The 21,738-nt window shown below is 59.3% G+C and carries 19 protein-coding genes; 13 read left to right on the forward strand and 6 right to left on the reverse strand.

Going from position 1 to position 21,738, the window contains the following annotated elements; genetic code table 11:
* Positions 1–126: 126 nt before the first annotated feature.
* The 6 genes from ITX55_RS02225 to ITX55_RS02250 all read left to right on the forward strand — a co-directional run bounded on the left by ITX55_RS02225 (position 127) and on the right by ITX55_RS02250 (position 7,122).
* Positions 127–1,503: a glycosyl transferase family 2 gene (locus ITX55_RS02225; RefSeq protein WP_223084772.1), complete on the forward strand. Its 1,377-nt coding sequence runs from the start codon at positions 127–129 to the stop codon at positions 1,501–1,503.
* Between the two features lie 76 nt (positions 1,504–1,579).
* Positions 1,580–2,857: a glycosyltransferase family 2 protein gene (locus ITX55_RS02230; protein ID WP_033650419.1), complete on the forward strand. Its 1,278-nt coding sequence runs from the start codon at positions 1,580–1,582 to the stop codon at positions 2,855–2,857.
* On the forward strand, positions 2,857–4,305 hold the full coding sequence (locus tag ITX55_RS02235) for a radical SAM protein (protein WP_193549463.1): 1,449 nt from the start codon (positions 2,857–2,859) through the stop codon (positions 4,303–4,305). Before ITX55_RS02230 ends, ITX55_RS02235 begins: the two co-directional genes overlap by 1 nt.
* 3 nt (positions 4,306–4,308) lie before the next feature.
* Positions 4,309–5,118: a hypothetical protein gene (locus ITX55_RS02240; RefSeq protein WP_042784484.1), complete on the forward strand. Its 810-nt coding sequence runs from the start codon at positions 4,309–4,311 to the stop codon at positions 5,116–5,118.
* Positions 5,115–6,287: an MFS transporter gene (locus ITX55_RS02245; RefSeq protein ID WP_223084775.1), complete on the forward strand. Its 1,173-nt coding sequence runs from the start codon at positions 5,115–5,117 to the stop codon at positions 6,285–6,287. Before ITX55_RS02240 ends, ITX55_RS02245 begins: the two co-directional genes overlap by 4 nt.
* Before the next feature lie 22 nt (positions 6,288–6,309).
* A complete protein-coding gene (locus ITX55_RS02250; protein ID WP_015377858.1) occupies positions 6,310–7,122 on the forward strand; it encodes a hypothetical protein in 813 nt (270 codons plus the stop codon).
* Positions 7,123–7,152: 30 nt separating this feature from the next.
* On the opposite strand, the gene ITX55_RS02255 is transcribed toward ITX55_RS02250, so the two are convergent.
* Positions 7,153–8,346, reverse strand: a complete 1,194-nt coding sequence (locus ITX55_RS02255; protein ID WP_042784480.1) for an MFS transporter — start codon at positions 8,344–8,346, stop codon at positions 7,153–7,155.
* A gap of 149 nt (positions 8,347–8,495) precedes the next feature.
* On the opposite strand from ITX55_RS02255, the gene ITX55_RS02260 reads away from it, so the two are divergent.
* Entirely contained in the window at positions 8,496–9,413 is a 918-nt protein-coding gene (locus tag ITX55_RS02260; protein ID WP_021504584.1) for an ABC transporter substrate-binding protein, read from the forward strand.
* Between the two features lie 55 nt (positions 9,414–9,468).
* Here ITX55_RS02260 and ITX55_RS02265 read toward each other — a convergent pair whose 3' ends face one another.
* A complete protein-coding gene (locus ITX55_RS02265; RefSeq protein WP_223084777.1) occupies positions 9,469–11,244 on the reverse strand; it encodes a sigma-54-dependent Fis family transcriptional regulator in 1,776 nt (591 codons plus the stop codon).
* Between the two features lie 275 nt (positions 11,245–11,519).
* Here ITX55_RS02265 and ITX55_RS02270 point away from each other — a divergent pair, with 275 nt between their 5' ends.
* Positions 11,520–13,040 (forward strand): aldehyde dehydrogenase family protein, encoded by a 1,521-nt coding sequence (locus tag ITX55_RS02270; protein ID WP_033643043.1) that lies wholly within the window; start codon positions 11,520–11,522, stop codon positions 13,038–13,040.
* Between the two features lie 60 nt (positions 13,041–13,100).
* On the opposite strand, the gene adhP is transcribed toward ITX55_RS02270, so the two are convergent.
* The 3 genes from adhP to ITX55_RS02285 all read right to left on the reverse strand — a co-directional run bounded on the left by adhP (position 13,101) and on the right by ITX55_RS02285 (position 16,406).
* Positions 13,101–14,117: an alcohol dehydrogenase AdhP gene (gene adhP / locus ITX55_RS02275; protein WP_033643042.1), complete on the reverse strand. Its 1,017-nt coding sequence runs from the start codon at positions 14,115–14,117 to the stop codon at positions 13,101–13,103.
* Positions 14,118–14,314: 197 nt separating this feature from the next.
* The gene (blh, locus tag ITX55_RS02280) at positions 14,315–15,604 is read right to left on the reverse strand and encodes a bifunctional sulfur transferase/dioxygenase Blh (protein WP_033643041.1); all 1,290 of its coding nucleotides are present in this window, start codon (positions 15,602–15,604) and stop codon (positions 14,315–14,317) included.
* 16 nt (positions 15,605–15,620) lie between these two features.
* A complete protein-coding gene (locus tag ITX55_RS02285) occupies positions 15,621–16,406 on the reverse strand; it encodes a sulfite exporter TauE/SafE family protein (RefSeq protein ID WP_223084779.1) in 786 nt (261 codons plus the stop codon).
* 191 nt (positions 16,407–16,597) lie between these two features.
* Between ITX55_RS02285 and ITX55_RS02290 the strand changes: the two genes are divergently transcribed.
* Both ITX55_RS02290 and ITX55_RS02295 read left to right on the forward strand, forming a co-directional pair.
* The gene (locus tag ITX55_RS02290; protein WP_108680711.1) at positions 16,598–17,833 is read left to right on the forward strand and encodes an FAD/NAD(P)-binding oxidoreductase; all 1,236 of its coding nucleotides are present in this window, start codon (positions 16,598–16,600) and stop codon (positions 17,831–17,833) included.
* Positions 17,834–17,960: 127 nt separating this feature from the next.
* Positions 17,961–18,254, forward strand: coding sequence for a SelT/SelW/SelH family protein (locus tag ITX55_RS02295; RefSeq protein ID WP_033643038.1), 294 nt, complete (start codon positions 17,961–17,963; stop codon positions 18,252–18,254).
* A 6-nt stretch (positions 18,255–18,260) separates the two neighbouring features.
* Here the strand turns inward: ITX55_RS02295 and ITX55_RS02300 are convergent, their stop codons facing one another.
* Complete coding sequence (locus tag ITX55_RS02300) at positions 18,261–19,202, reverse strand: LysR family transcriptional regulator (protein WP_108680709.1); 942 nt, start codon at positions 19,200–19,202, stop codon at positions 18,261–18,263.
* A 97-nt stretch (positions 19,203–19,299) separates the two neighbouring features.
* On the opposite strand from ITX55_RS02300, the gene ITX55_RS02305 reads away from it, so the two are divergent.
* The 3 genes from ITX55_RS02305 to fabZ all read left to right on the forward strand — a co-directional run bounded on the left by ITX55_RS02305 (position 19,300) and on the right by fabZ (position 21,732).
* Positions 19,300–20,499, forward strand: a complete 1,200-nt coding sequence (locus ITX55_RS02305; protein WP_108680707.1) for an MFS transporter — start codon at positions 19,300–19,302, stop codon at positions 20,497–20,499.
* A 94-nt stretch (positions 20,500–20,593) separates the two neighbouring features.
* Positions 20,594–21,088 (forward strand): TIGR00645 family protein, encoded by a 495-nt coding sequence (locus ITX55_RS02310; protein ID WP_025302805.1) that lies wholly within the window; start codon positions 20,594–20,596, stop codon positions 21,086–21,088.
* A 188-nt stretch (positions 21,089–21,276) separates the two neighbouring features.
* Entirely contained in the window at positions 21,277–21,732 is a 456-nt protein-coding gene (fabZ, locus tag ITX55_RS02315; protein ID WP_033643035.1) for a 3-hydroxyacyl-ACP dehydratase FabZ, read from the forward strand.
* Positions 21,733–21,738: the final 6 nt, after the last annotated feature.

Here is a 21,738-nt window from a genome sequence, read left to right on the forward strand (position 1 = left end):
GATTTGAGTGTATTCCAGAGCGTCAAAACGATTCTTTTTCCACTCAATTGGGAACGTTACCGGAGACTTGTTAAGAAATAGTTAATTTAAATCAATGCACTACAAATAATAGCAGGAGGTACTGCGATGCACGAAAGGCAAGAGAAGAATGCAATGTTCATTTCGTTCGATGCCGTCTCGGTCTCGGGGATCACGGTGGAAGCAATGAAGATTGCCAAACGACTGCAAGCCTGTGGATTTCGCTCTTATCTTGATTTGGGATACGACATCAAGATTGATAAGGGAAACTTTAATAAACCCTATCAGCATGAGCATGACATCTACCGCGATGTCTTTACGCTGGTCCGCCTGGACGACATCACGTCGATTCCAGATTACCACCCCGCCTTTCTCGAGTACGCGCACGCGGCGTTGATCGGCCAGAAAACGCCCATTGACGAGCAAGAAAAAACCGCTTTGTTGCATACCATCGCGTTGACGGCGCGGCAGCTGGCGGATCGCCTCATCGCCCAATGGGAAGCGCTCGCAATCAGCCATGTGGTGGTGGAAAACGGCACGCTGCCGGAAAACATCATCTATACCAAAGCGCTGTATCTGGCGATCGAAGATTATGGCCGACGTTATCGACTGACGCGTTTCGTCATCTGGCGCGATCATGACCTGATGTGGAACAGCGAAAAAAAGGTGCTCAAATACGGCCCGCCGCCTTATTCTCACGCCATCAAACCTATCCCTTCAAAATACATTACCTATGTCACGCTCAATCACGATCTGAAGCAAAAGCTGGAGGCCTGGTGCAATCATGATGTCCATGTCGAGGTAAAGAAAAATACCTATGACTTCTCAGACAGTCATGAAAGAACGAATGTCAGAAAGCAGATGAATATTCGCGACAATGATCTTCTCATTGCCAGAACCACCCGCATCATCCCTCAGAAAAGATTGGATCGCGATATTGTGCTTATCAGCCGGCTTAACGATTTATTTATCCGCGACCACAACACGCGACGCGCCTATTTGGCGATCGCCGGCAATGAATATGAAAATCCGTCATGTTATCTGCAACTCGCCAAATTGGCGCAGGAACTGAATGTTCTCCCCTATGTCAAATTCGTCGGCATGCTTCCCCATGTCGATATGCGCTCGGAAAACGACGCGTTTTGCATAGAGGACCTCTATCACTCTTGCGACCTGGTCTCTTTTCTCACCTCGTATGATTATGATAGCTATGGCAATCCTATCGGCGAAGCGATCAGTTGCCGCCGTTGCTATATCACCACTCGCTACGAATATTATCACGAGGTCTACGGCCGGCATGGGTTTGAAGCGCCCGTCATGCCGATCTCCGAGTTACAGGATGGGCCGCCGAACGACGAATTCATCCAGGAAGTCTACCGGTTCATTAATAACAAGGAGAAGATGAAGCGCGTGGCGGAAAAGAATTACGCGCTGGGCAAGAGGATTTTATCCAACAACGTCATGGAGTTCTTAAATATCAGCTAATCATCGAATGACGTGACATTTCATTTTCAGACAAGCCATTTCTAACTGTGGACTTTCATTAGCCCTTGGAGGATCTATGCGTGATACTGTTTTTGTGTCTGTCGTACTGCCCGTTTATAATGAAAGCGACCGTATTGAGGCGGTTTTACTTTCGCTGTTCAATCAGCACACCAAGAATGAATTAATCACCCACGACACTTACGAACTGATTGTCGTTGATAACAACTCCACCGATGATTCCGTCGCTAAAATAAACGCGTTTAGTGAAAGGCATCCGGCTATGGCCATTCATGTTATCGCCGAAACGGTGCAGGGTGTCTCCTCGGCCAGAAAACGCGGCATGGACTATGCATCGCTGCGTTCTAAAGCCCGCGACAGCCGGCTGGGAAATAAACGCAAGCACTATATCGTTTCCGCCGATGCCGATTGCACCGTGGATGCATTTTGGCTTTACGAGCTGGTGAATACCATGATCGAGCAACAAGGCGACCTGGGCACCTGCAACTATTACTACCCTCCCGCAGAGTTTGAGCACCGCCCCAACCTGTTCCGCGAGATCCAAAAAACGCTGCGTCTGCGCGAATTTTCGTTCTCCCTGTTCGGCGGCTTCCCCGACGGCAAAGGGTTCGGGGTGGAGCGCAGCCTGTATGACGCGGTAGGCGGCATCGAAATCTTCTACCAGCTCAACCATGGCCGCTTTGTCGAACACCTGTCCGACGACTGGGACTTCGGCATTAAGGTCATCGCCTACGGCGGCAAGCCGGTTTACGCTCGCCATGCTTACGTTGAGATCAACAGCCGCCGGGTGGACACCATTCTCGATGAGGTGATCAACGGCATCGCCTACGGCAAGGACGGCATCATTATCATGAAGGACGTCCGGCCGGACGTTGAGCGACAGAAAACCGCGCTGGCGGACGCCACGCCGGCGGAGGCGAAACTGGCCTGGGACTACTCGGTCAAGGACTACACGCCAAAGAATATCTTACTGCCGGTGCTGCTCAATCCGTATCTGCTGTTGGAAAACAGCGAAGTGCGCGATTTCTTCTCCGGCCCGCTGGCCGACAGCCTCTACCGCCGCATTCACGAGCTGAAACACGAGATGCGCCTCATCGATTTCAAACCGATCCATGCCTATAAAACCCCCGCCTATCGGCTCTACCTCGAATTTCGCGATGCGCTGTTTGCCGCCATGCGGCGCGCCGTCGGTGACGATATCGGCTTCCCGCCCGCATTGCCGGCCTGCTTCGATACGGTCAAAGACGAGGATTTCACCCGCTTTGTTTATTACTTCTGTGAAGACCGCGAGTCCGGCGAAGCCCACAACTATTTCGGCAACGGGGGGGTCTTCTGATGAACGACGAAGCCTTGCACTCATTGCTGGATATCGATGAAAACTATCCCACGCCGCGGGTGAACGCGTTCCTGGCGCAACCGGAAAACCGGGCCTTTCTGGAGTACGTCCATAAGGATCCGTTCGGCTGTCACGTGTTCCCCGGCGATCTCGTCGATTACCCGCTGGCCGCGTTTTTTGCCGATATGGAGGCCGACATTCGCCAGGCGGGCAAAATCCACCTCTGGGCCTATATCCCGACCTGCCGCTATCGCTGCCATTTTTGTCAGTACCCCACGGTGATCCTCAATCCCAAGGCGCCCGCCTCTCAGGCGGTATTCCGCGATTTGGTCGATTTCAACATCAAGGAGGCGCAAATGTGGCTGGCGCGCGTGCCCAGCCTGGCCGAAGTGGAAATCGGTGAATTCAACGTCTTTGGCGGCACGCCGTCCTTGCTGCCGGAGCCGGAACTGCGCCGCATGATGGCCTTCTACTTCAGCCACTTTAACTTCGCCAACGCCACCCTGCGCTTCGAAGGGGAGCCCGGCACCCTGAACAAAGCCTATCTGGCGCTGCTGAAAGAGCTCGGCTTCAGCAAAATCAGTTTCGGCACCCAATCCTTCAATGACGACATCATCACCGCCTGCGGGCGCATGCACTCGGCCGAAGAGTGCGTGGAGACCATTCATCATGCGCGCGCGCTCGGCATTGATTGGGTCAGCGTGGATCTCATTTACGGCATGCTGGGCCAAAGCGTGGACGACGTGAAATACGACATGGAAAAAACCCTCGAGCTGAATCTGTCGCACGTCGTCTGCACCAAGCTGCACATGGATGAGTTTATTAAAAATCGCACCGGCGTCTCGGGCGAGCGCGAAAGCCTGTGGCAGAAAAAGGGGCTGATCAGCATCAACAACCTGCGCTTCCCTGGCCTGGGCAAACAGTACCAAATGCGCGAGCTGGTCGAGAACTACCTGAATGGCGGCTATACCGAACACCCCACCATGTACTTTCACCGCAATGATCAACAGCCGGAAAAGTGGAAAGCGCTCATCACCGATCTCGACAAGCAGTATCCGGAAGTGGCGATCGGTTTGGGCGGCAGCTCCAAATCGACGCGATCCGAAGCCATCAACATCACCGGTTACAAGAAGTACAAGGAGGCGCTCAACCAAGACCGCCTGCCCATCGAGGAAAGCCGCGGTTTCTCCCCGATCCAGCGTGAAGTGAACGCCTTCAAAATGGCGCTCTCCACCTTGCTGCCGGTGGACGATCGGGTGTTTAAACGGCGCTTTGACGGCAACAGCCTGTTTGCTAACCCGGTCATCCGTCGCACGTTGAAAACCCTGGTGGATAAAGCGCTGGTCACCGTCGATGGCCCGTGCGTGACGCTCACGCCCATCGGCGTCACGCTGGTCGAAGCCATTATCAATACCCAATTTTCCGCCGCATTCGCCAATCAGGAGTGAAAGATGACGACGACAGTCTCCGATCCCAAACCGGTATTCAGCTTTTATTACATCGGCATCGATACCGAAGCCGGCGTCACGCCACAACAGTTTGAAACCTTCGTGCGCGAACAAGGCGTGCATATCCCCTGTTATCCCGGCTGGCGCTGGACGTTGCTGCGCGGCCTGCGCGGCGAACGCGTCGGGCAATACCTGATGCTGTACGAGATTGACAGCGCCGAGCAGCGCGATCGTTACGTCACCGCCACCGGGCAGCGAACGGCGCACGCGCACGAATTCTGGCGGCGGCATGCCGCCGCGCAGGAAATCCTCGTCGAGTGGCGAAAACTGGGCACCTACAGCCTGCTGCCGACGCTGTTCAGCGATTATCGCCTGCTGGCTGAGAACAGAAAAAGCGACGTGCCGCCCGGCCCGCGCTACCGGGAACGGCCGGGCGAACCGCCCGCGGCGCGCATTATCGGCATCCACAATCTGGCGCTGCGCGAAGGCGTGACCCCGGCGCAATTCGAACGCTTTATCGCCGAAAATCACCATCGCATTGAGGATTATCCGGGCTGGAAGTTTCACTTGCTGAAGGGAGAGCGCGGCAATCGGCTCGATCAGTACGCGGTGATGATGGAAATCGTCAGCCTGGCGGCGCTGGACGTGTTCTATCCGGAGCCCGATATCGCCACCGCCGAAGCGGCAACCTTCGCCAAAGCGCATCGCGACACCAAGCAAATGTATGAAGAGTGGAAGCAACTGGCGTCATTTTCCGGTTCACCGCAGATTTATACCGATTATCTGTCCGTCGCGCAGAGCCGATCGTCATGATGCTGCCTTGGCTAACCGGCGAGGCCGCAGAGAATCAGCGCCGGCAAATCGCCACCCGAGCGATCTTCTTCCTCGCCGGGTTGGGCATGGCCGCCTGGGCGCCGTTGATCCCTTTCGTGAAAGCGCGATTGGGCATCGATGACGGCGCGCTCGGTTTGCTGCTGTTTTGCCTCGCCGCCGGCTCCATGGCGATCATGCCCTTCGCCGGGTATCTGATCGCCAAACTGGGGTGCCGCGCCGTGTTGCTGGGCGCTGGCGCCTTGCTGTGCATCGACTTGCCGCTGTTGGCGTTACTCGATGCTCCGCTGTTGATGGGGGCGGCATTGGGGGTATTTGGCGCCGTCAACGGCATCATGGATGTGGCGATGAACTCACAGGCGATAATCGTCGAGCGGGAGAGCGGCCAGGCGAAAATGTCCGGTTTTCATGGCTTCTACAGCCTTGGCGGCATTGCCGGCGCCGGCGGCGTCAGTCTGTTGCTGCTGGCGGGCCTCGCCCCGACCCAGGCCATCGGCCTGATCGCCCTCCTCATCGCGATCCTGCTGCTGATCGTCGCCGGCGATTTACTGGCGCACGGCGGCATCGGCGAGCGGCGACGGGGCGGCGCGCGGTGGGCGCTGGCCCACGGCAAGATCCTGTTTATCGCCCTGCTCTGTTTCTTCGTGTTCCTGACCGAGGGGGCGATGCTCGACTGGTCGGCATTATTCCTGCATGCCGAGCGCGGCGTGGCCAAATCGCAGGCGGGGATCGGGTTCACGCTGTACGCCGTCGCCGTGGCCTGCGGGCGGCTGTATGGCGACAGGCTGATCGGCGCAATCGGGCGCTACCGCACTCTGCTGCTCGGCAGCCTGTGCGCCGCGGCAGGCGTGCTGTTGACCGTCACCGTCCCTCTGGCATCGGCCGCCTTTGGCGGGTTGATGCTCGCCGGCCTGGGCATCGCCAACATCGTTCCCATTCTGTTCAACGCCGTCGGCAATCAAAAACAGGTGCCGCCCGGCCAGGCGTTTCCGGCCGTGACGCTGGTCGGCTATCTCGGCTTATTAACCGGCCCGGCGCTGATCGGTTTTATCGCCAATTACACCAGCCTGGCCCTGGCTTTCGGCTGCACGTTGCTGTGCCTGTTGCTGGTCAGCATCAGCGCCAAAGCCGTGACGAACACATCTCACTAACTTAACTTGCGAGGATCGTTTAATGCATGCATCAACCACGCCGGTTTTCTCCCTGCACTACGTGGGAATCAACCTGAAACGGGGCGTCGCCTCGGATCGTTTCGAAGCGTTCGTTCGCCGTAAAGGCGTCGCCATCCCGGCCTATCCCGGCTGGCGATGGACGCTGCTGCGCGGCCTGCGCGGCGAGCGTGAAAATCAGTACCTGATGGTTTATCAGGCTAAAGACGCCGCCACCTACGCGCGCTATATCGACGGCAACGGCGAGCTGACCGACGAGGCGCACGCCTTTTGGCGGCAGCGTCCGGAGGCCGCCGCGCTGATTGAGGAGTGGAAAACCTTCGCGACCTTCGCCGAACTGCCGACCCTTTACACCTGTTACCGTCTGGTGGCCGAGAATAGCCGCAGTTCATTGCCGCCCGGCCCCAATTACCGCAGCGAACCGGGGAAGGAAAGCATTCAGCGTGTCATCGGCATTCATAACCTGGCGCTTAAAGCGGGCGTCTCGCCCGAGCAGTTTGAACGGTTCATTACCGACAACATCCACCGCGTGGAAGACTACCCGGGCTGGAAGTTTCACCTGCTGAAGGGCCAGAGCGGCAACCGGCTGGACCAATACGCGGTGATGCTGATCATTGAAAGTCTGGCGTCGCTCAACGCGTTCCATCCGGAGCTCGATGTCTCAACCGAGCAAGCGCTCAGGTTCGTGGCCGAGCATCAGGACACCGAACGCATGTACGACGAGTGGAAAACACTGGCGTCGTTCTCCGGCGCGCCGCAAATCTACACGGATTACCTGGCGATTGGCGGCAACGAGAATGACGCCCATCCGGCGTAAACCGCGCGGCGGCGTTGAGCGCCGCCGCTTTCACGGCCGCCGTTCGCCGAACGGCGCCAGCTTCATGCCGATAAGCGTCACCACGCAGATGAGCGCCCCGGCGTAGAAGGTGGAGGCGGAACCGAACAGCTCCCACAGGGTTCCGGCCCCGAGACTCGCCAGCAGCAGCGCCACGCCGCTGATCAGATTGAACATGCCGAACGCGGTGCCGCGCAGATGCGCCGGCGCGGTATGCGCCACCATCGCCGCCAATAGCCCCTGGGTCATGCCCATGTGCACGCCCCACAGCGCGACGCCAAAAAGCACCCCGCCCCAATGATCGCTCAGCGCCAATACCAGGTCGGCGGCGATCAGTACCAGCAACCCGGCTTTCAGCAATCCTTCATGGCTCATGCGGTCGGACAGTTTTCCGAACGGATAGGCCGAGCAGGCGTAGACCAGATTCATGGCGACCATCACCAGCGGGATCAGCGCCAGCGGCGTGCCGCCCTGCTGCGCCTTCAACACCAGGAACGCTTCACTGAAGCGCGCCAGCGTGAAGATCGCGCCGATGCTCACCACCCACCAATAGTTGCGCCCCAGCAGCCGCAGGTTGGCGCGAGTGATCGGGTTGGTGCGCTTGTGGGTTATCGCGGCGGCCGGCTCTTTCAGGCCGAAAAACAGCAGCGCAATCGCCAGCGCCGCCGGGATCGCCGCCACCCAGAAGATGGCGCGAAAATCGTTGTGCCACAGCAGCATCAGACCGACGGCCAGCAGCGGCCCTAAAAAGGCGCCGACGGTATCCAGCGACTGGCGCAGCCCGAAAGCCGCGCCGCGAATTTCCGGCGGCGTCACGTCGGCCACCAGGGCATCACGCGGCGCCCCGCGAATGCCTTTGCCCACGCGATCCAGCAGGCGCGCGCTCATCACCATGCCGGACGACGACGCGATGGCGAAAAACGGTTTGCTGATGGCGCCCAACCCGTAGCCCAGCAGCGCCAGCCCTTTGCGTTTGCCGAGGTAATCGCTGAGCACGCCGGAGAACACCTTGACGATCAACGCCGTCGCCTCCGCCAGCCCTTCGATCAGACCGATGACAATCACGCTGGCGCCGAGCGTCGTCGCCATAAACAGCGGCAACAGGCTATGTATCATTTCCGAAGAAACGTCCATCAGCAGGCTCACGCCACCCAATACCCACACGCCGCGCGGTATGCGGCCCAACGTAGCGAAACGCGACGACATGGTTCATCCTCGATCGATTCAGCGCCGCCAGAGGCGCCTCATGATTTTTCCAAGATTGGTTAGTTGATTTTGTTCGTTCACAGATCTGCAGCCTTTAGAGATAGTGCAACGACCGTGTGACACCCATAATAATGAAGGTAATTAACATAATGATATATAGCAAAAAGATGATAGTGATTGCGGCGCTGCTGAGTTTTTCCGCCGCCGCCGCACCGGGCGTGGATCTCGTCGCCAACGAAACGCCGATCCACACGGTGAAGAGCGCCGAAGCCGTGGCCAAAATCCCCGCCGGCTTCCGGTTCGTGGAACCCGGCACGCTGACGGTCGCCATTTCTCTGCTGGGCAGCGGCCCGCCGTTCGGCCTGTACGCCCGCGACAATAAAACGGTGATTGGCAGCGAGGCGGACATCGCGCGCCTGGTGGCCGACGGTTTGGGGTTGAAACTCAAGCTGGTGCCCACCTCGTGGGAAGACTGGCCGCTGGGGGTGGCCTCCGGCAAATATGACGCCGCGGTTTACAACATCACCGTGACCAACGAACGCAAGACCAAATTCGATTTCGCCACCTATCGGCAGGATACGCTGGGTTTCTACGTCAAATCCGACAGTAAAATCACCCAGATCAAAACCGCGCCGGATATCGCCGGTAAAAAGATCATCGTCGATTCCGGCACCAATCAGGAAGCGGTGCTGCTGGCCTGGGACAAAGAGAACCGCGCCAAGGGATTAGCGCCGCTGCAACCGGTGTATGTCACCGACAAGGCCGCCTCCACGCTGGCCATTCAGTCCGGCCGCGCCGACGCCACCTTCGGGCCCAACGTTTCCGGCGCCTATCAGGCGCGGCTGACCGGCAAAACCCGGCTGGTGGGCATCGTGCCCGGCGGCTGGCCGAAGACCGCCAACATCGCCGTCACGCTGAAAAAAGGCAACGGCCTGGTGGACGCGGTGCAGGCTTCGCTCAACAGCGCCATCGCCAACGGCAGCTATCTGCAGGTGCTGGATCGCTGGGCGGAGAGCGACGAGAAGATTGCCCATTCCGAGATTAACCCGCCGGGGCTGGGGGACTAGAGCATGAACCGGCCCCGCATCGAGGGGCCGGTTATTGATGAGCAATCATGCCGCCTCATTCCGCCGCCGTTTTCTGCCTCCCCAGCTTGCGGTACAGCGTGCTGCGCGAAACGCCGAGCGCCTTCGCCGCCCGACTGAGATTGCCGCCCGCCCTGTCGATCGCCGCCTGCAGATCCTCGCCGCCGGCGTCGGCGCATGCCTGGCGCGGCGATAGTACCGCGATCGACTGCGGCAGATCGTCCAGGGTGATCACCGCGCGATCGTCCGCCAGCGCCAGCAGCACCTTGAGCGTACTTAACAATTGCCGCACGTTGCCGGGCCACGGATAGCGCGCCAGCATCGCCAGCGCCTCCGGCAACAGGCGAATGTCGCGCCGTTCGCCGCCCAGCTCCCGCCACAGCTGCAGAATGAACGCCTCCAATTGCGCCCGCTCTCTGAGCGGCGGGATGCGCAGGCTGTATTCCTGTATGCGATACAATAAATCTTCGCGAAACGCCCCCGTTTGCACCTGCCGATGCAGATCGTGGTGCGTCGCGCAAACCAGCGCGAAATCGACCGCATAGGCGCTGCGGCTGCCGAGCGGCGTGACCGTTTTCTCCTGCAACACCCGCAGCAGGCGCGTTTGCAGGCCCGCCGGCATGTCGCCGATTTCATCGAGGAACAGCACGCCGCCGTCCGCCTCGCGGATCTTGCCGATATAGCCTTTGGGGTTGGCACCAGTAAACGCCCCCGGTGCATAGCCGAACAGTTCGGACTCGATCAGCGGTTCCGGCAGCGCCGCGCAGTTGATCGCCACAAAGTTGCCGTTGCGCCAGCGACTTTCCTGAAACAGGCGGCGGCTGAAGTGCTCCTTGCCGCAGCCGGTTTCGCCGGTCACGCACAGAGAAAGGCCGGCGTTGAGAATACGCAACGCTTTCTGATGCTGCTCGTCGTGCCGTTCCGCCGGCGGCGTCGAACGCAGAGCGCTAACGCGGCGTTGGGGCGCCTCGAGCAGCGAATAATAGTGCCGTTGATTGCCGGCCAGCGTCTGGCGCGGCGCGCCGGAGGGTTGCCGCAACAAATCGGGGAACAGCTGAGCGAATTCAAGCGAGCCGAATGCGGCCGGCGAGAGTTGGAACTCGACCATCGCCAGCCGATTGGCGGCGATCAGCACTTCGTCGTGAAACACCAGCAGCAGTTCCTGCGCGCTGCCCAGGCGGCCAGCGTCGGCGTGCAGGCGCAGCGTCCAGTGACGATCGGCGATCGCACTTCTGACCCAGCGGTGTTCGATATGGCGCACCGCCTGCATGATCAGACGCTGCGCATCAGGATACGGGCGCTGGGCCGGGGCAGAGAGATCCAGTATGCCGGCAATATGGCCATCCGGCCGGTAGATCGGCGCGGCGGTGCAGTTCAATCCGGCGTTTTGGTTGAGAAAATGCTGATCGCCGCGCACTTCGCAGAAAGCGCCCAGCGCCAGCGCAGTGCCGATGGCGTTAGTGCCCCGCTCCGCTTCTCCCCACTGGTTGCCCGGCGCCAGCGCAAAGCGCGACGCCTTGTGCAGAAAATCGTGATTGCCACGGGTTTCCAACACCAGCCCGTCGGCGTCGGCGATCACCACGATGGCCGGTTGACGCGTAATTTGCGCGCCCAACTGTTCGATCAGCGGCTGTACCCGTTGCGGCACCCAGTCGTTGCGGCTGCGTAGTTCTTCGAGCAGACCGGCTTTGATAAACGGGATATGTTGATCGGCGCGCGTCAGGCCGTAACTGCGGCTGCGCTGCCAGGATTCCGCCAGCGGGTGGGTCAGCAAACTGGCGCTCTCAGTGAGCAAGCGATCGTCAGGCAACATGCGTTTCTCCCCCGGCTGCAAGTGTTGCAAATATGTATCACGGATGTGTCTCAGGCGTTGCGACACGGAACACAAAAAATCATCGGCGGCAGCGGAACCGCTCGATTGGCCTACCCTCATCAATGCTTAACGTTTTAATAAATAGCCATTTTTTTACGAACGCTACGTCCGTCGCTAATCTGGCACGGGGCGTGCTTCTCTGTGCTGCGGCGACAGGCCGCACTCACAGGCGCAGCGCAATAGCGCCGGTTATCATCTGCAGAGAGGTGCTTCACATGAAATATGTTCACCCCGGTTTGCCTGGCTCGCTGGTTTCGTTCCGTCAACGCTATGGCAACTACATTGGCGGCAAATTTGTCGAACCGGTATCCGGCAACTACTTCACCAACACCTCGCCGGTGACCGGCCAGCCGATCGCCGAATTCCCGCGTTCCGACGCCAAAGACATCGAGCTGGCGCTTGACGCGGCGCATGCGGCGGCGGACGCCTGGGGTAAAACCAGCGTGCAGGAACGCGCCAATGTGCTGTTGGCCATCGCCGATCGCATCGAGTCGCGGCTGGAGATGCTGGCGCTGACCGAAACCTGGGACAACGGCAAACCGATCCGCGAAACCCTGAATGCCGATCTGCCGCTGGCGGTCGACCATTTCCGCTACTTCGCCGGCTGCCTGCGCGCGCAGGAAGGCACCGCGGCGGAGATCGACCAAAATACCGTGGCCTACCATATCTATGAACCGCTGGGCGTGGTCGGCCAGATTATCCCGTGGAACTTCCCGCTGCTGATGGCCGCCTGGAAACTGGCGCCGGCGCTGGCCGGCGGTAACTGCGTGGTGCTGAAACCGGCGGAACAGACGCCGCTCGGCATCAGCGTGCTGATGGAAGAGATCGGCGATCTGCTGCCGCCGGGGGTGCTCAACGTGGTGCAAGGGTTCGGCGCCGAGGCCGGCGAAGCGCTGGCGCGCAGCAAACGCATCGAAAAAATCGCCTTCACCGGCTCCACGCCGGTCGGCCGCCACATTCTCGCCTGTGCGGCGGAGAACATCATCCCCAGCACCGTCGAGCTGGGCGGCAAATCGCCGAACATTTATTTTGAAGACATCATGCAGGCGGAGCCGGCGTTTATCGACAAGGCGGTTGAGGGGTTGGTGCTGGGCTTTTTCAACCAGGGAGAGGTTTGCACCTGCCCTTCACGCGCGCTGATCCAGGAGTCCATCTACCCGCAGTTCATGGAGAAAGTGCTGGCGCGTATCGCCACCATCCGCCAGGGCGATCCCTTCGACACCGAGACCATGATCGGCGCCCAGGCGTCAAAACAGCAGTACGACAAGATCCTGTCCTACATCGACATCGCTAAAAACGAGGGCGGCAAAATCGTTGCGGGCGGCGAGCCCGCTCAGCGCGGCGACGAAGTGCAAAACGGTTTCTACCTGCAGCCGACGCTGATCACCGGCGACAACAGCATGCGTTTCTTCCGCGAGGAGATCTTCGGGCCGGTGATTGGCGTCACCACCTTCAAGGATGAGGCCGAAGCCCTGGCGCTGGCCAACGACACCGAGTTCGGGCTGGGCGCCGGGCTGTGGACCCGCGACATCAACCGCGCCTACCGCATGGGACGCGCGATCAAGGCCGGCCGCGTATGGACCAACTGCTACCACCTGTACCCGGCGCACGCCGCGTTCGGCGGCTACAAAAACTCCGGCATCGGGCGCGAGACCCACAAGGCGGCGCTGTCGCACTATCAGCAGGTGAAAAACCTGCTGGTCAGCTACGACGCCAAACCGCTGGGCCTGTTCTGAAGCCGGCGTAATGAGATAACAAGAAGGCCACCCGCAGGTGGCCTTCTTTTTTCGCGTGGCCTACTTCGCCATGCCGAGATCGATCACCATGCGACCGCGAATGGTGCCCGCCTTCATCTCCTCGAAGATGGCGTTGATATCGCCCAATGGCCGTTTGGTCACTTTCGGCGTCACTTTGCCTTCGGCGGCGAACTGGAACGCCTCTTTCAGATCTTCGCGCGTGCCCACCAGCGAACCCACCACCTGAATGCCGTCCAGCACCAGGCGCGGAATGCTCAGATCCATACTCTCCGGCGGCAGCCCCACGGCCACCACTTTACCGCCGGCGCGCACCGCATTGACCGCCGAGTTGAAGGCGGCTTTCGCCACCGCCGTCACCACCGCCGCGTGAGCGCCGCCGGTTTGCTGCTGAATGATCTCCTCCGCGTTTTGCGTTTTGGAGTTGATAGTCAGATCGGCGCCGATCTGTTTGGCGAACTCCAGCTGGCCATCATTGACGTCGATGGCGATCACTTTGGCGTTAAACACGTTCTTGGCGTACTGCAACGCCAGGTTGCCCAGCCCGCCCAGGCCATAGATGGCGATCCACTGCCCCGGCTTGATATCGGAAATCTTCACCGCCTTGTAGGTGGTGACGCCGGCGCAGGTGATGCTGCTGGCGGCGAAAGAATCGAGCCCGTCCGGCACTTTCACCGCGTAGTCCGCCACCACGATGCACTCTTCCGCCATGCCGCCGTCAACGCTGTAGCCGGCGTTTTTCACCGAGCGGCACAGGGTCTCGTTGCCGCTGACGCAGTATTCGCAGTGGCCGCAACCCTGGTAAAACCAGGCGACGCTGGCGCGGTCACCCACTTTTAACGAGGTGACGCCCTCACCGACGGCGGAGACCACGCCGATGCCCTCATGCCCCAACGTAATGCCCGGCACCTCGCCGAAATCGCCGTTTTTCACGTGCAAATCGGTGTGGCACACCCCGCAACACTCCATTTTCAACGCCGCTTCGCCGTGCTTCAGCGGGCGCAGCACTTTATCCTGAATGTCTACGGTATGGTTTTTCGTCACTACGGCAGCTTTCATGGTGTTTTCCTTAGCAGTGTGGGAAGTACAGTTGTTAATGTAGTGACTGTATTCGGCGAGGGCAAGCGCCGCGTGTTTTGTGTAAAAACAAATAATTAAATATGAATCAGTCTGATTATTTCATAAAAAACCATTAACAGACGGCGCGATCGCCTTGAGATTGGCAGCCGTGAACAATCGCGCCTCTCTGGCTTGATTTACCCCTTGAAGCGGTTAACAGGGATTTTGAGGTAGTGCCGCCCATCATCTTCGCAATCAGGCAGAACGCCGCCGCGAATGTTGACCTGCAGCGCCATCAGCATCAATTCCGGATGCGGCAACGTGGCGTCTCGCTGCTTTCTTTGCGCGATAAATTGGGCTTTATCCATGTTGGCCACCCAGGGGTTGTTCTCGCGCTGCTCTCGCACGGTGCTTTCCCAGCGGGCCTCACGCCCCGCCGGGCGATAATCGTGGCCGGTAAACAGGCGGGTATCCGCTGGCAGGCTCAAGATCCGCTGCAACGAATCCCACAGGGCTTCCGCATTTCCGCCGGGGAAATCGGCCCTTGCGGTGCCGCTGTCAGGCATGAAAAACGTATCGTGAATAAACGCCGCATCGGCAATGTGATACGTGACGGAAGCCAGGGTGTGGCCAGGAGACAGCAAGACTTCAGCGCGCAGGTTGCCGATAAAAAAGACGTCCCCATCCGCAAACAGCGCATCCCACACGGTCTCGGCGGGAGGCAGTTCCTTCAAATTATAGATGTCTTGCCACAGCCCCTGCACGGCGGTGATTTTTTCGCCTATGCCGCTGAGGGCGCCGGTTTTCTGCGCCAGCCAGGTTGCGGCAGAAAAATGGTCGGCATGCGGGTGCGTATCCAGCACCCAGGCCACGCCCCATCCTTGCTGCCGGATAAAGCTCAAAATGGTGTGCGCCTGCTGATGCGATACCGTGCCCGATCGGCGGTCAAAATCCAGTACCGGGTCGATGATGGCGCAGCGACGCGCCTCGGGATCGGCGACGACATACTGCAGGCTGCCGCTTTCCGGCTCATAAAATGCGTGCACTTGCGCATGAGACTGAACGGACTGATGCCGGCGATACCAGCTGAGCGCCTTATCGGCATCCGCGCCATATTCTTCGCATTGGCTGCGGAATCGCGCTTCATCGATCCGCCCTTCGCGCAGCGCATGCAGCAGAGCAAGGCAGGCTGAGCGCGCCCCGCTCCGGCAGTGCGCCAGGGTCTTCTTGCCCCGCCGCAACAGGTAATGGAAGGTATAAACGGTCTCCCAGGTCAGCGTGTCGAACGTGTAAGGAAGATAGACGTAGTCTATGCCCATGCCTTCAGCCAGCGTTTTCTCTTGCTGATGGGATAGATGCTCCCCCGGTTCTTCATCTGGCCGGTTGTTGACAATAAGCCGGTAGCCTTGTTGATGCAGGGTAGCGAAATCACTCGCTGCGGGCGCCCCCGAAAAGGAGAGCTGATGATGGTATGTACGGATGCGCATATTTTTTCCTTCTGTCTTATAAGCTTTTAAAAAGCATATAAAGGGCCAGCGCCAAGAGCATGGCGGCGTAGAGCACACGGATAATGTCCTCGCGTTTCTTCAGGCGCTCGGTGAGCGCAACCCCCACGACGCCCCCCAGAACACCGCCGACGATCAGCCAGCACGTGATGACGAGCGACACCTTGCCGGACAAGGCATAGCTTGCGCTCGTCGATAAACCCATGGCAGAAACCACCACCAGCGAGGTGGCCACCGCTTCAAGCAGCGAAAAGCGGAAAAACCAGAGCAGCGCCGGCACCACTAAAAATCCGCCGCCGATACCCAGAAAGCCGGCCACCGCGCCGAGCGCCAACACGCTGGGCCACACGATGGCGGGATGAAAGGTTGCATCCGGGGAAGCCAACCCGTTGCCGGCCCGGTGATTTTTTTTCAGCGTTAATCCGGCGACAATCAGCATCAGCAAAGCGAAAGGCAGGGTTAGATAGCGCCCGTCCGTGATTTTTCCCATCTGTGAACCTGCCAGCGCCCCGACCACCGCGACCAGTGACACGACAATGCCGGTTCGCCACCGGACGTTTCCTTTGGCGGCGTGCGCAAAAAGGTTGAGCAGCGCGCTGACGGCGACGGCCATGGCGCTGGTGCCTATCACCAAATGCGTATCCGGGATTTGCACCATATACAGCAGCAGCGGCACACAAACGATGGAGCCGCCTCCGCCTGTCAGGGCCAAGAGAAATCCGACTATTCCTCCGGTTATCACCAATAACATCAGGGTATAAAAAGTAAAATGGAAAAAATCCAATGCGTTAATTCCTGAACGGTGTTTGTGGCATTTATTAACGATCAGTTCGCATTGATTGTCAAATAACTTATTACATTTAGCTATTACATATAGCTAAATCGAATATGTGATTTTCAATATAACCATAAGTTCTATGAATTCCCTTTTAATCTGGGCATTAACCCCCTACTTTCTTATGAAAGGAGGCCTGCATGAAACCGGAAAAAATAAACACCCAGAAAAAAGTTGTTGTTATTGGCGGTGGTTCATCTGGAATAAGCGTCGTGGCAAGCATAAGGAAGCGAGTTAAAGGCATTGATATAACGGTAATTGAACCTGGCGACTGTCATTATTATCAACCGGCATGGACCCTGGCGGGCGGCGGGCTCTTTGATATCAATAAAACGCGGCGTTCCATGCGCGCCGTCATCCCCCCAGGAACCGCATGGATTCAGGATAGCGTGGTCAGAGTGGAGCCCGGCCAAAAATATGTCGAGACTCGCCAAGGGCAGAAAATAAACTACGACTTCCTTATTGTTGCCTGCGGACTCGTTTTACGTTGGGATAAAATAGAGGGTCTTGAAGAAACGTTGGGAATGAATGGCGTCACCTCTAATTATCGTTTTGATCTTGCGGAATACACCTGGAAACTGGTTCGTGAAATGCAAGGCGGCGAGGCGATATTTTCTCAACCACCAATTCCGATAAAATGCGCCGGCGCGCCGCAAAAAGCCTTATACCTTTCATGCGATCACTGGCGGCGACAAGGTGTCCTTAATAATATTAACGTCAATTTTTGCCTGGCGGGCGCGGCGGTATTCGGCGTGCCGCAATTTGTTCCTCCGCTGACCCATTACTTGAAAAAATACCGCGCACAGGTCAACTTCCGGCATAATTTAGTTCGCGTTGATGGGCAGCGTCGGCAAGCGACCTTTTCTCTGGACGGTGATGAAGAAGGCAAACGCGAAGTGACACTGCCCTTCGATATGCTGCACGTAGTGCCGCCGCAATCTGCGCCGGCGTTCATTTCGCAAAGTGGGTTGTCTGACGAGTCAGGTTGGTGCGACGTGGATAAATTCACCCTACGGCATAAGCAGTGGCAGACGATTTTTGCGGTTGGCGACTGTTGCGCCACGCCAAATGCCAAAACCCTGGCGGCGGCTCGCAAACAGGTGGTGGTGGTGGCAGAGAACATCGCGGCGCAGCTTAACGGCGCTCCTGATGCGGCACGGTATGATGGTTATGGCTCCTGCCCATTGACGGTAGAGAAAGGCAAGGTTGTTCTGGCGGAGTTTGGTTACGACAGTAAATTGCTCCCCACCTTTCCTCTGTTCGACAACACGCATCCCAGCCGTATGGCATGGTGGCTGAAGGCCTGGTTTTTACCCAAATTTTACTGGGCGGGCATGTTGCGCGGGGTCGAATGGTTTGCCAAAAGCAAGCCATAGCGACCGTCATCGTTATCCGCGCCTCGCGGCTTCCGCAGGCGCTTGACTATTTGGCGATACACAGCCACCATCGCTTGCGAGCCATCAGGCTGATTGCAAGCCGTCACCACTAACCGGTCGATCAACGATGAAAAATGCCCCCGCCGTTACGATTCACTACTGTTCACAATGCAATTGGTTGCTGCGCGCCGGCTGGATGGCGCAAGAGCTGCTCAATACCTTCGGCGACGATCTCGCCTCCGTCACCCTGATGCCGGGCACCGGCGGGGTGTATCAAATCAGCGTCGATGGCGTGATGATTTGGGATCGCAAAATTGACGGCGGCTTCCCCGATGCGGCGCAGTTAAAGCAGCGGCTGCGCGATCACAGCTTTCCCGAGCGTTCCCTCGGCCACAACGACGGCAAAAAAGCCCGGCACTGAACGGCGTCAGCCCGCCGCCGGCGGCCGCGCGCCGAGAATGCGCGGCATCACTTCTTTCATCATTTCCATGAACTTGCGCAGGCGAGCCGGGTAATAGCTGGCGTAGGGATACAGCAGGTAGATAGGCAGCGGCGCGGCACGCCAGGCCGGCAACACGGTTTGCAGCGCCCCGTCGGCCACATCGTCCCGCACCAGCCAGGAGGAGACAATCGCGACGCCCAGCCCCTCCAGCGCCGCCTTGCGCACCGCGTACAGGCTGTCGGTGCTCAACCTCGGCGCGATATCGAACCGCCCCTGCTCGCCGCGCTCAACATGGGTCAGCACCACTTCATTGCGATAAAAACTGTTCAACGCCAACCACGGCAACCGCGCCAAATCGTCAAGACAGCGAACCGGTTCTCGGCTCGTCAGCAGCGCCGGCGACGCTACCGTGCTGCGCGGCACCTCCGCCAGCAATACCGCCACGACCGACGGATCGGTTACCGCACCGACGTGAATGGCGCAATCCACGCCTTCGGGAATAAAGTCCGGAGAATGATCGTTCAGCGTCCACTCAACGTAAGTTTGCGGGTAGCGCCGCAAGTACTCGCCCAACGGACCGATCAGCTGATCCTGGCCGAAAGCGTGCGGCGCCCGCACGCGCAACACCCCGACCGGTTCGTCGCGCGCGCCGCCCAGCCCTTCTTCCAGGCTTTGCCATTGCTCGATCAGCCCCCGCGCCTGGCGGTAACAGCGCTCGCCGTCGTCGGTCAGTTTGAGGGCGTGAGTCGTCCGCTGGATCAGTTTGGCGCCCAGCAGCTGCTCCAACGCCTGCAGACGCCGACTGATCGTCGGTTGTGAGGTGCCCAGCTGCTGCGCCGCCGCCGACAGGCTGCCGCTTTCGACGATGCGCACCAGCGTATGCAGCAAAGTTATGCGGTCGCCGTTGGGTAAATTAATTTTATTCATACGTTAAGTGTATAACAGTTTTACCTGCGAGGGGGCTACAGCGGAATGAAGCAAGCGGTAAAAATGGCCGCACATTCACTTTGCAGGGATCTTTGCCATGAGCACCACCGCCACCAACGGCGCCCCGTCCGCCAACGTCGTGTTTCTGCTGGCCGCCGGCGCCGGCCTCAGCGTCGCTTCAATCTATTACAGCCAGCCCATGCTCGGCATGATGGGCGCCGATTTCCACGCCGGCGTCGCCGATGCCGGCATGGTGCCGACGCTGACCCAGTTGGGTTATGCGCTGGGCATTTTACTGTTGGCGCCGCTGGGCGACCGGTACGATCGCCGGCGGATCATTCTGATCAAAGGCGCGCTGCTGACGCTGACGCTGCTGCTTTGCGCGTTTGCCGCCTCATTCCCGCTGTTGTTGCTCAGCAGCCTGGCGATAGGCCTGACCGCCACCGTCGCCCAGGACATTATCCCCGCCGCCGCCACGCTGGCGCCGGAGGCCAGCCGCGGCAAAACCGTCGGCGCGGTGATGACCGGGCTATTGGCCGGTATTCTGCTGTCGCGCGTGTTCAGCGGCGCGCTCGCCGAGTTCGCCGGCTGGCGCAGCGTTTACGCGCTGGCGGCGCTGGGCGTTTTGCCGATCACGCTGGCTATCTGGCGCATGTTGCCGCGTCTTCGCCCCCATAACGCGCTGAGTTACCCCGCGCTACTGCGCTCGCTGGGGCATCTGTGGGCCGCGTATCCCGAGCTGCGGCGTGCAACGCTGGCGCAAGGCTTTCTGTCATTGGGCTTCAGCGCTTTCTGGTCAACGCTGGCGTTGATGCTGGCGGAGCGCTACCAGATCGGCAGCGCGGCGGCCGGCGCGTTTGGTCTGGCGGGGGCGGCGGGTGCGCTGGCGGCGCCGTTGGCGGGAAGCCTGGCCGATCGGCACGGCCCTGACGCCGTGACCCGCATCGGCGCGGCACTGGTCCTGGCCGCCTTCGCCCTGATGTTTCTGCTTCCGCTGTTGCCGCTCCCGGCGCAGCTGGCGCTCATTGCGCTGAGCACCGTCGGATTCGATCTGGGCATCCAGGCGACGCTGATCGCACACCAGACCATCGTCTACGGTCTTGATCCGGCGGCCCGCAGCCGCTTGAACGCCCTCTTGTTCACCGGCGTATTCATCGGCATGGCGACCGGCGCCGCCCTCGGCAGCCGCATTCTGGCAAGCGCGGGCTGGCCGGGCGTCGTGGCGCTGGCAACCGCGGCGGGGGCCGTGGCGCTGTGGATCCGCTGCGGGCGCAAAACGGCACGCGTAGCGGCCTGATATCGCCCTCTACTGGCGCAAGCGGTTGATTTCACCCAGGCCTCTTGCGCTATACTGAGCGCCCTTTTTGCTACGCATTCAAAACAATTTTATGATGGAACGCTTGCTAGAAAACGCGATGTACGCCTCCCGCTGGCTGCTCGCGCCGGTTTATTTCGGCCTTTCACTGGCCCTGGTCGCCCTGTCTATCAAATTTTTTCAGGAGATCCTGCACGTCCTGCCCAACATTTTCTCCGTCGCTGAAGCCGATCTGATCCTGACCCTGCTGTCGTTGGTCGACATGGCGCTGGTCGGCGGGCTGCTGGTGATGGTGATGTTCTCCGGGTACGAAAATTTCGTCTCGCAGTTGGATATCACCGAAGGAAAAGAAAAGCTGAGCTGGCTGGGCAAAATGGACGCCACCTCGCTGAAAAACAAAGTCGCCGCGTCTATCGTCGCCATCTCGTCCATCCATCTGCTGCGGGTGTTTATGGACGCCAAGAACGTGCCAGACAACAAGCTGATGTGGTATGTGATCATCCACCTCACCTTCGTGCTCTCCGCCTTCGTGATGGGTTATTTGGACAAGGTGACCCGCTCCAAGCACTAAACGCGCCGCCACGCCCGATCGTCAGGATCGGGTGTCTTCCCCTCCTTCGCTGTTTCCCAACCGTCGCCGCCGTCATGTCTTTCATCTGGCACATCTGATGATAATTTTATTATAATGTCATTACACTCATTATGGACCGAACGCCGGCCATCGCGCCGGATTCGCCGCAGACAGGATCACGCTCCCCCATGCCATTACATGGTCACCCCCTGCAATTCCACGATATTCAGGCGATTCTGCCTCATCGCTATCCCTGTCTGTTGGTCGATCGCGTGCTGCCCGCCGGCACCTGCATCGCCGAAGGGCGGCTGAGCGCCATCAAGAACATCACCGCCAATGAGCCGACGTTCTGGAGCGGCCATGCGCGCTTCGCCGGTTTTCCTGGCGTGCTGTTGGTGGAAGCGCTGGCGCAAAGCACCGGTCTGCTGGCGCATTACTATCTCGGGGCGCTGAACGAAGGGGAACATTACTACTTCGCTTCCATTCAGCGGGCGCGGTTTTATCGCGCCGCCCGTCCCGGCGACCAGGTGTTGATGGAGGTCGCCTTTGTACGCCGGCGCGGCGCGATCGCCCGCTTCACCGGCCGTGCCAGCATCGATGGCCGGCGCATTTGCACCGCCGATTTCATGTGCGCCCGTAAGTAAACAGGC

The organism is Serratia sp. EWG9, assembly GCF_019913725.1.
In the GTDB taxonomy this organism is placed as follows: Bacteria; Pseudomonadota; Gammaproteobacteria; order Enterobacterales; family Enterobacteriaceae; genus Serratia; species Serratia ureilytica.

Excerpts from the sequence above, each read along its gene's own strand:
- ITX55_RS02245 (WP_223084775.1), top strand. The coding sequence starts at position 5,115 with ATGATGCTGCCTTGGCTAACCGGCGAGGCCGCAGAGAATCAGCGCCGG.
- ITX55_RS02240 (WP_042784484.1), top strand. The coding sequence starts at position 4,309 with ATGACGACGACAGTCTCCGATCCCAAACCGGTATTCAGCTTTTATTAC.
- ITX55_RS02270 (WP_033643043.1), top strand. The coding sequence starts at position 11,520 with ATGAAATATGTTCACCCCGGTTTGCCTGGCTCGCTGGTTTCGTTCCGT.
- blh (WP_033643041.1), bottom strand. The coding sequence starts at position 15,604 with ATGCGCATCCGTACATACCATCATCAGCTCTCCTTTTCGGGGGCGCCC.
- ITX55_RS02310 (WP_025302805.1), top strand. The coding sequence starts at position 20,594 with ATGGAACGCTTGCTAGAAAACGCGATGTACGCCTCCCGCTGGCTGCTC.
- ITX55_RS02255 (WP_042784480.1), bottom strand. The coding sequence starts at position 8,346 with ATGTCGTCGCGTTTCGCTACGTTGGGCCGCATACCGCGCGGCGTGTGG.
- ITX55_RS02230 (WP_033650419.1), top strand. The coding sequence starts at position 1,580 with ATGCGTGATACTGTTTTTGTGTCTGTCGTACTGCCCGTTTATAATGAA.
- ITX55_RS02265 (WP_223084777.1), bottom strand. The coding sequence starts at position 11,244 with ATGTTGCCTGACGATCGCTTGCTCACTGAGAGCGCCAGTTTGCTGACC.
- ITX55_RS02300 (WP_108680709.1), bottom strand. The coding sequence starts at position 19,202 with ATGAATAAAATTAATTTACCCAACGGCGACCGCATAACTTTGCTGCAT.
- fabZ (WP_033643035.1), top strand. The coding sequence starts at position 21,277 with ATGCCATTACATGGTCACCCCCTGCAATTCCACGATATTCAGGCGATT.
- ITX55_RS02225 (WP_223084772.1), top strand. The coding sequence starts at position 127 with ATGCACGAAAGGCAAGAGAAGAATGCAATGTTCATTTCGTTCGATGCC.
- ITX55_RS02250 (WP_015377858.1), top strand. The coding sequence starts at position 6,310 with ATGCATGCATCAACCACGCCGGTTTTCTCCCTGCACTACGTGGGAATC.
- ITX55_RS02235 (WP_193549463.1), top strand. The coding sequence starts at position 2,857 with ATGAACGACGAAGCCTTGCACTCATTGCTGGATATCGATGAAAACTAT.
- ITX55_RS02260 (WP_021504584.1), top strand. The coding sequence starts at position 8,496 with ATGATATATAGCAAAAAGATGATAGTGATTGCGGCGCTGCTGAGTTTT.
- adhP (WP_033643042.1), bottom strand. The coding sequence starts at position 14,117 with ATGAAAGCTGCCGTAGTGACGAAAAACCATACCGTAGACATTCAGGAT.
- ITX55_RS02290 (WP_108680711.1), top strand. The coding sequence starts at position 16,598 with ATGAAACCGGAAAAAATAAACACCCAGAAAAAAGTTGTTGTTATTGGC.
- ITX55_RS02295 (WP_033643038.1), top strand. The coding sequence starts at position 17,961 with ATGAAAAATGCCCCCGCCGTTACGATTCACTACTGTTCACAATGCAAT.
- ITX55_RS02305 (WP_108680707.1), top strand. The coding sequence starts at position 19,300 with ATGAGCACCACCGCCACCAACGGCGCCCCGTCCGCCAACGTCGTGTTT.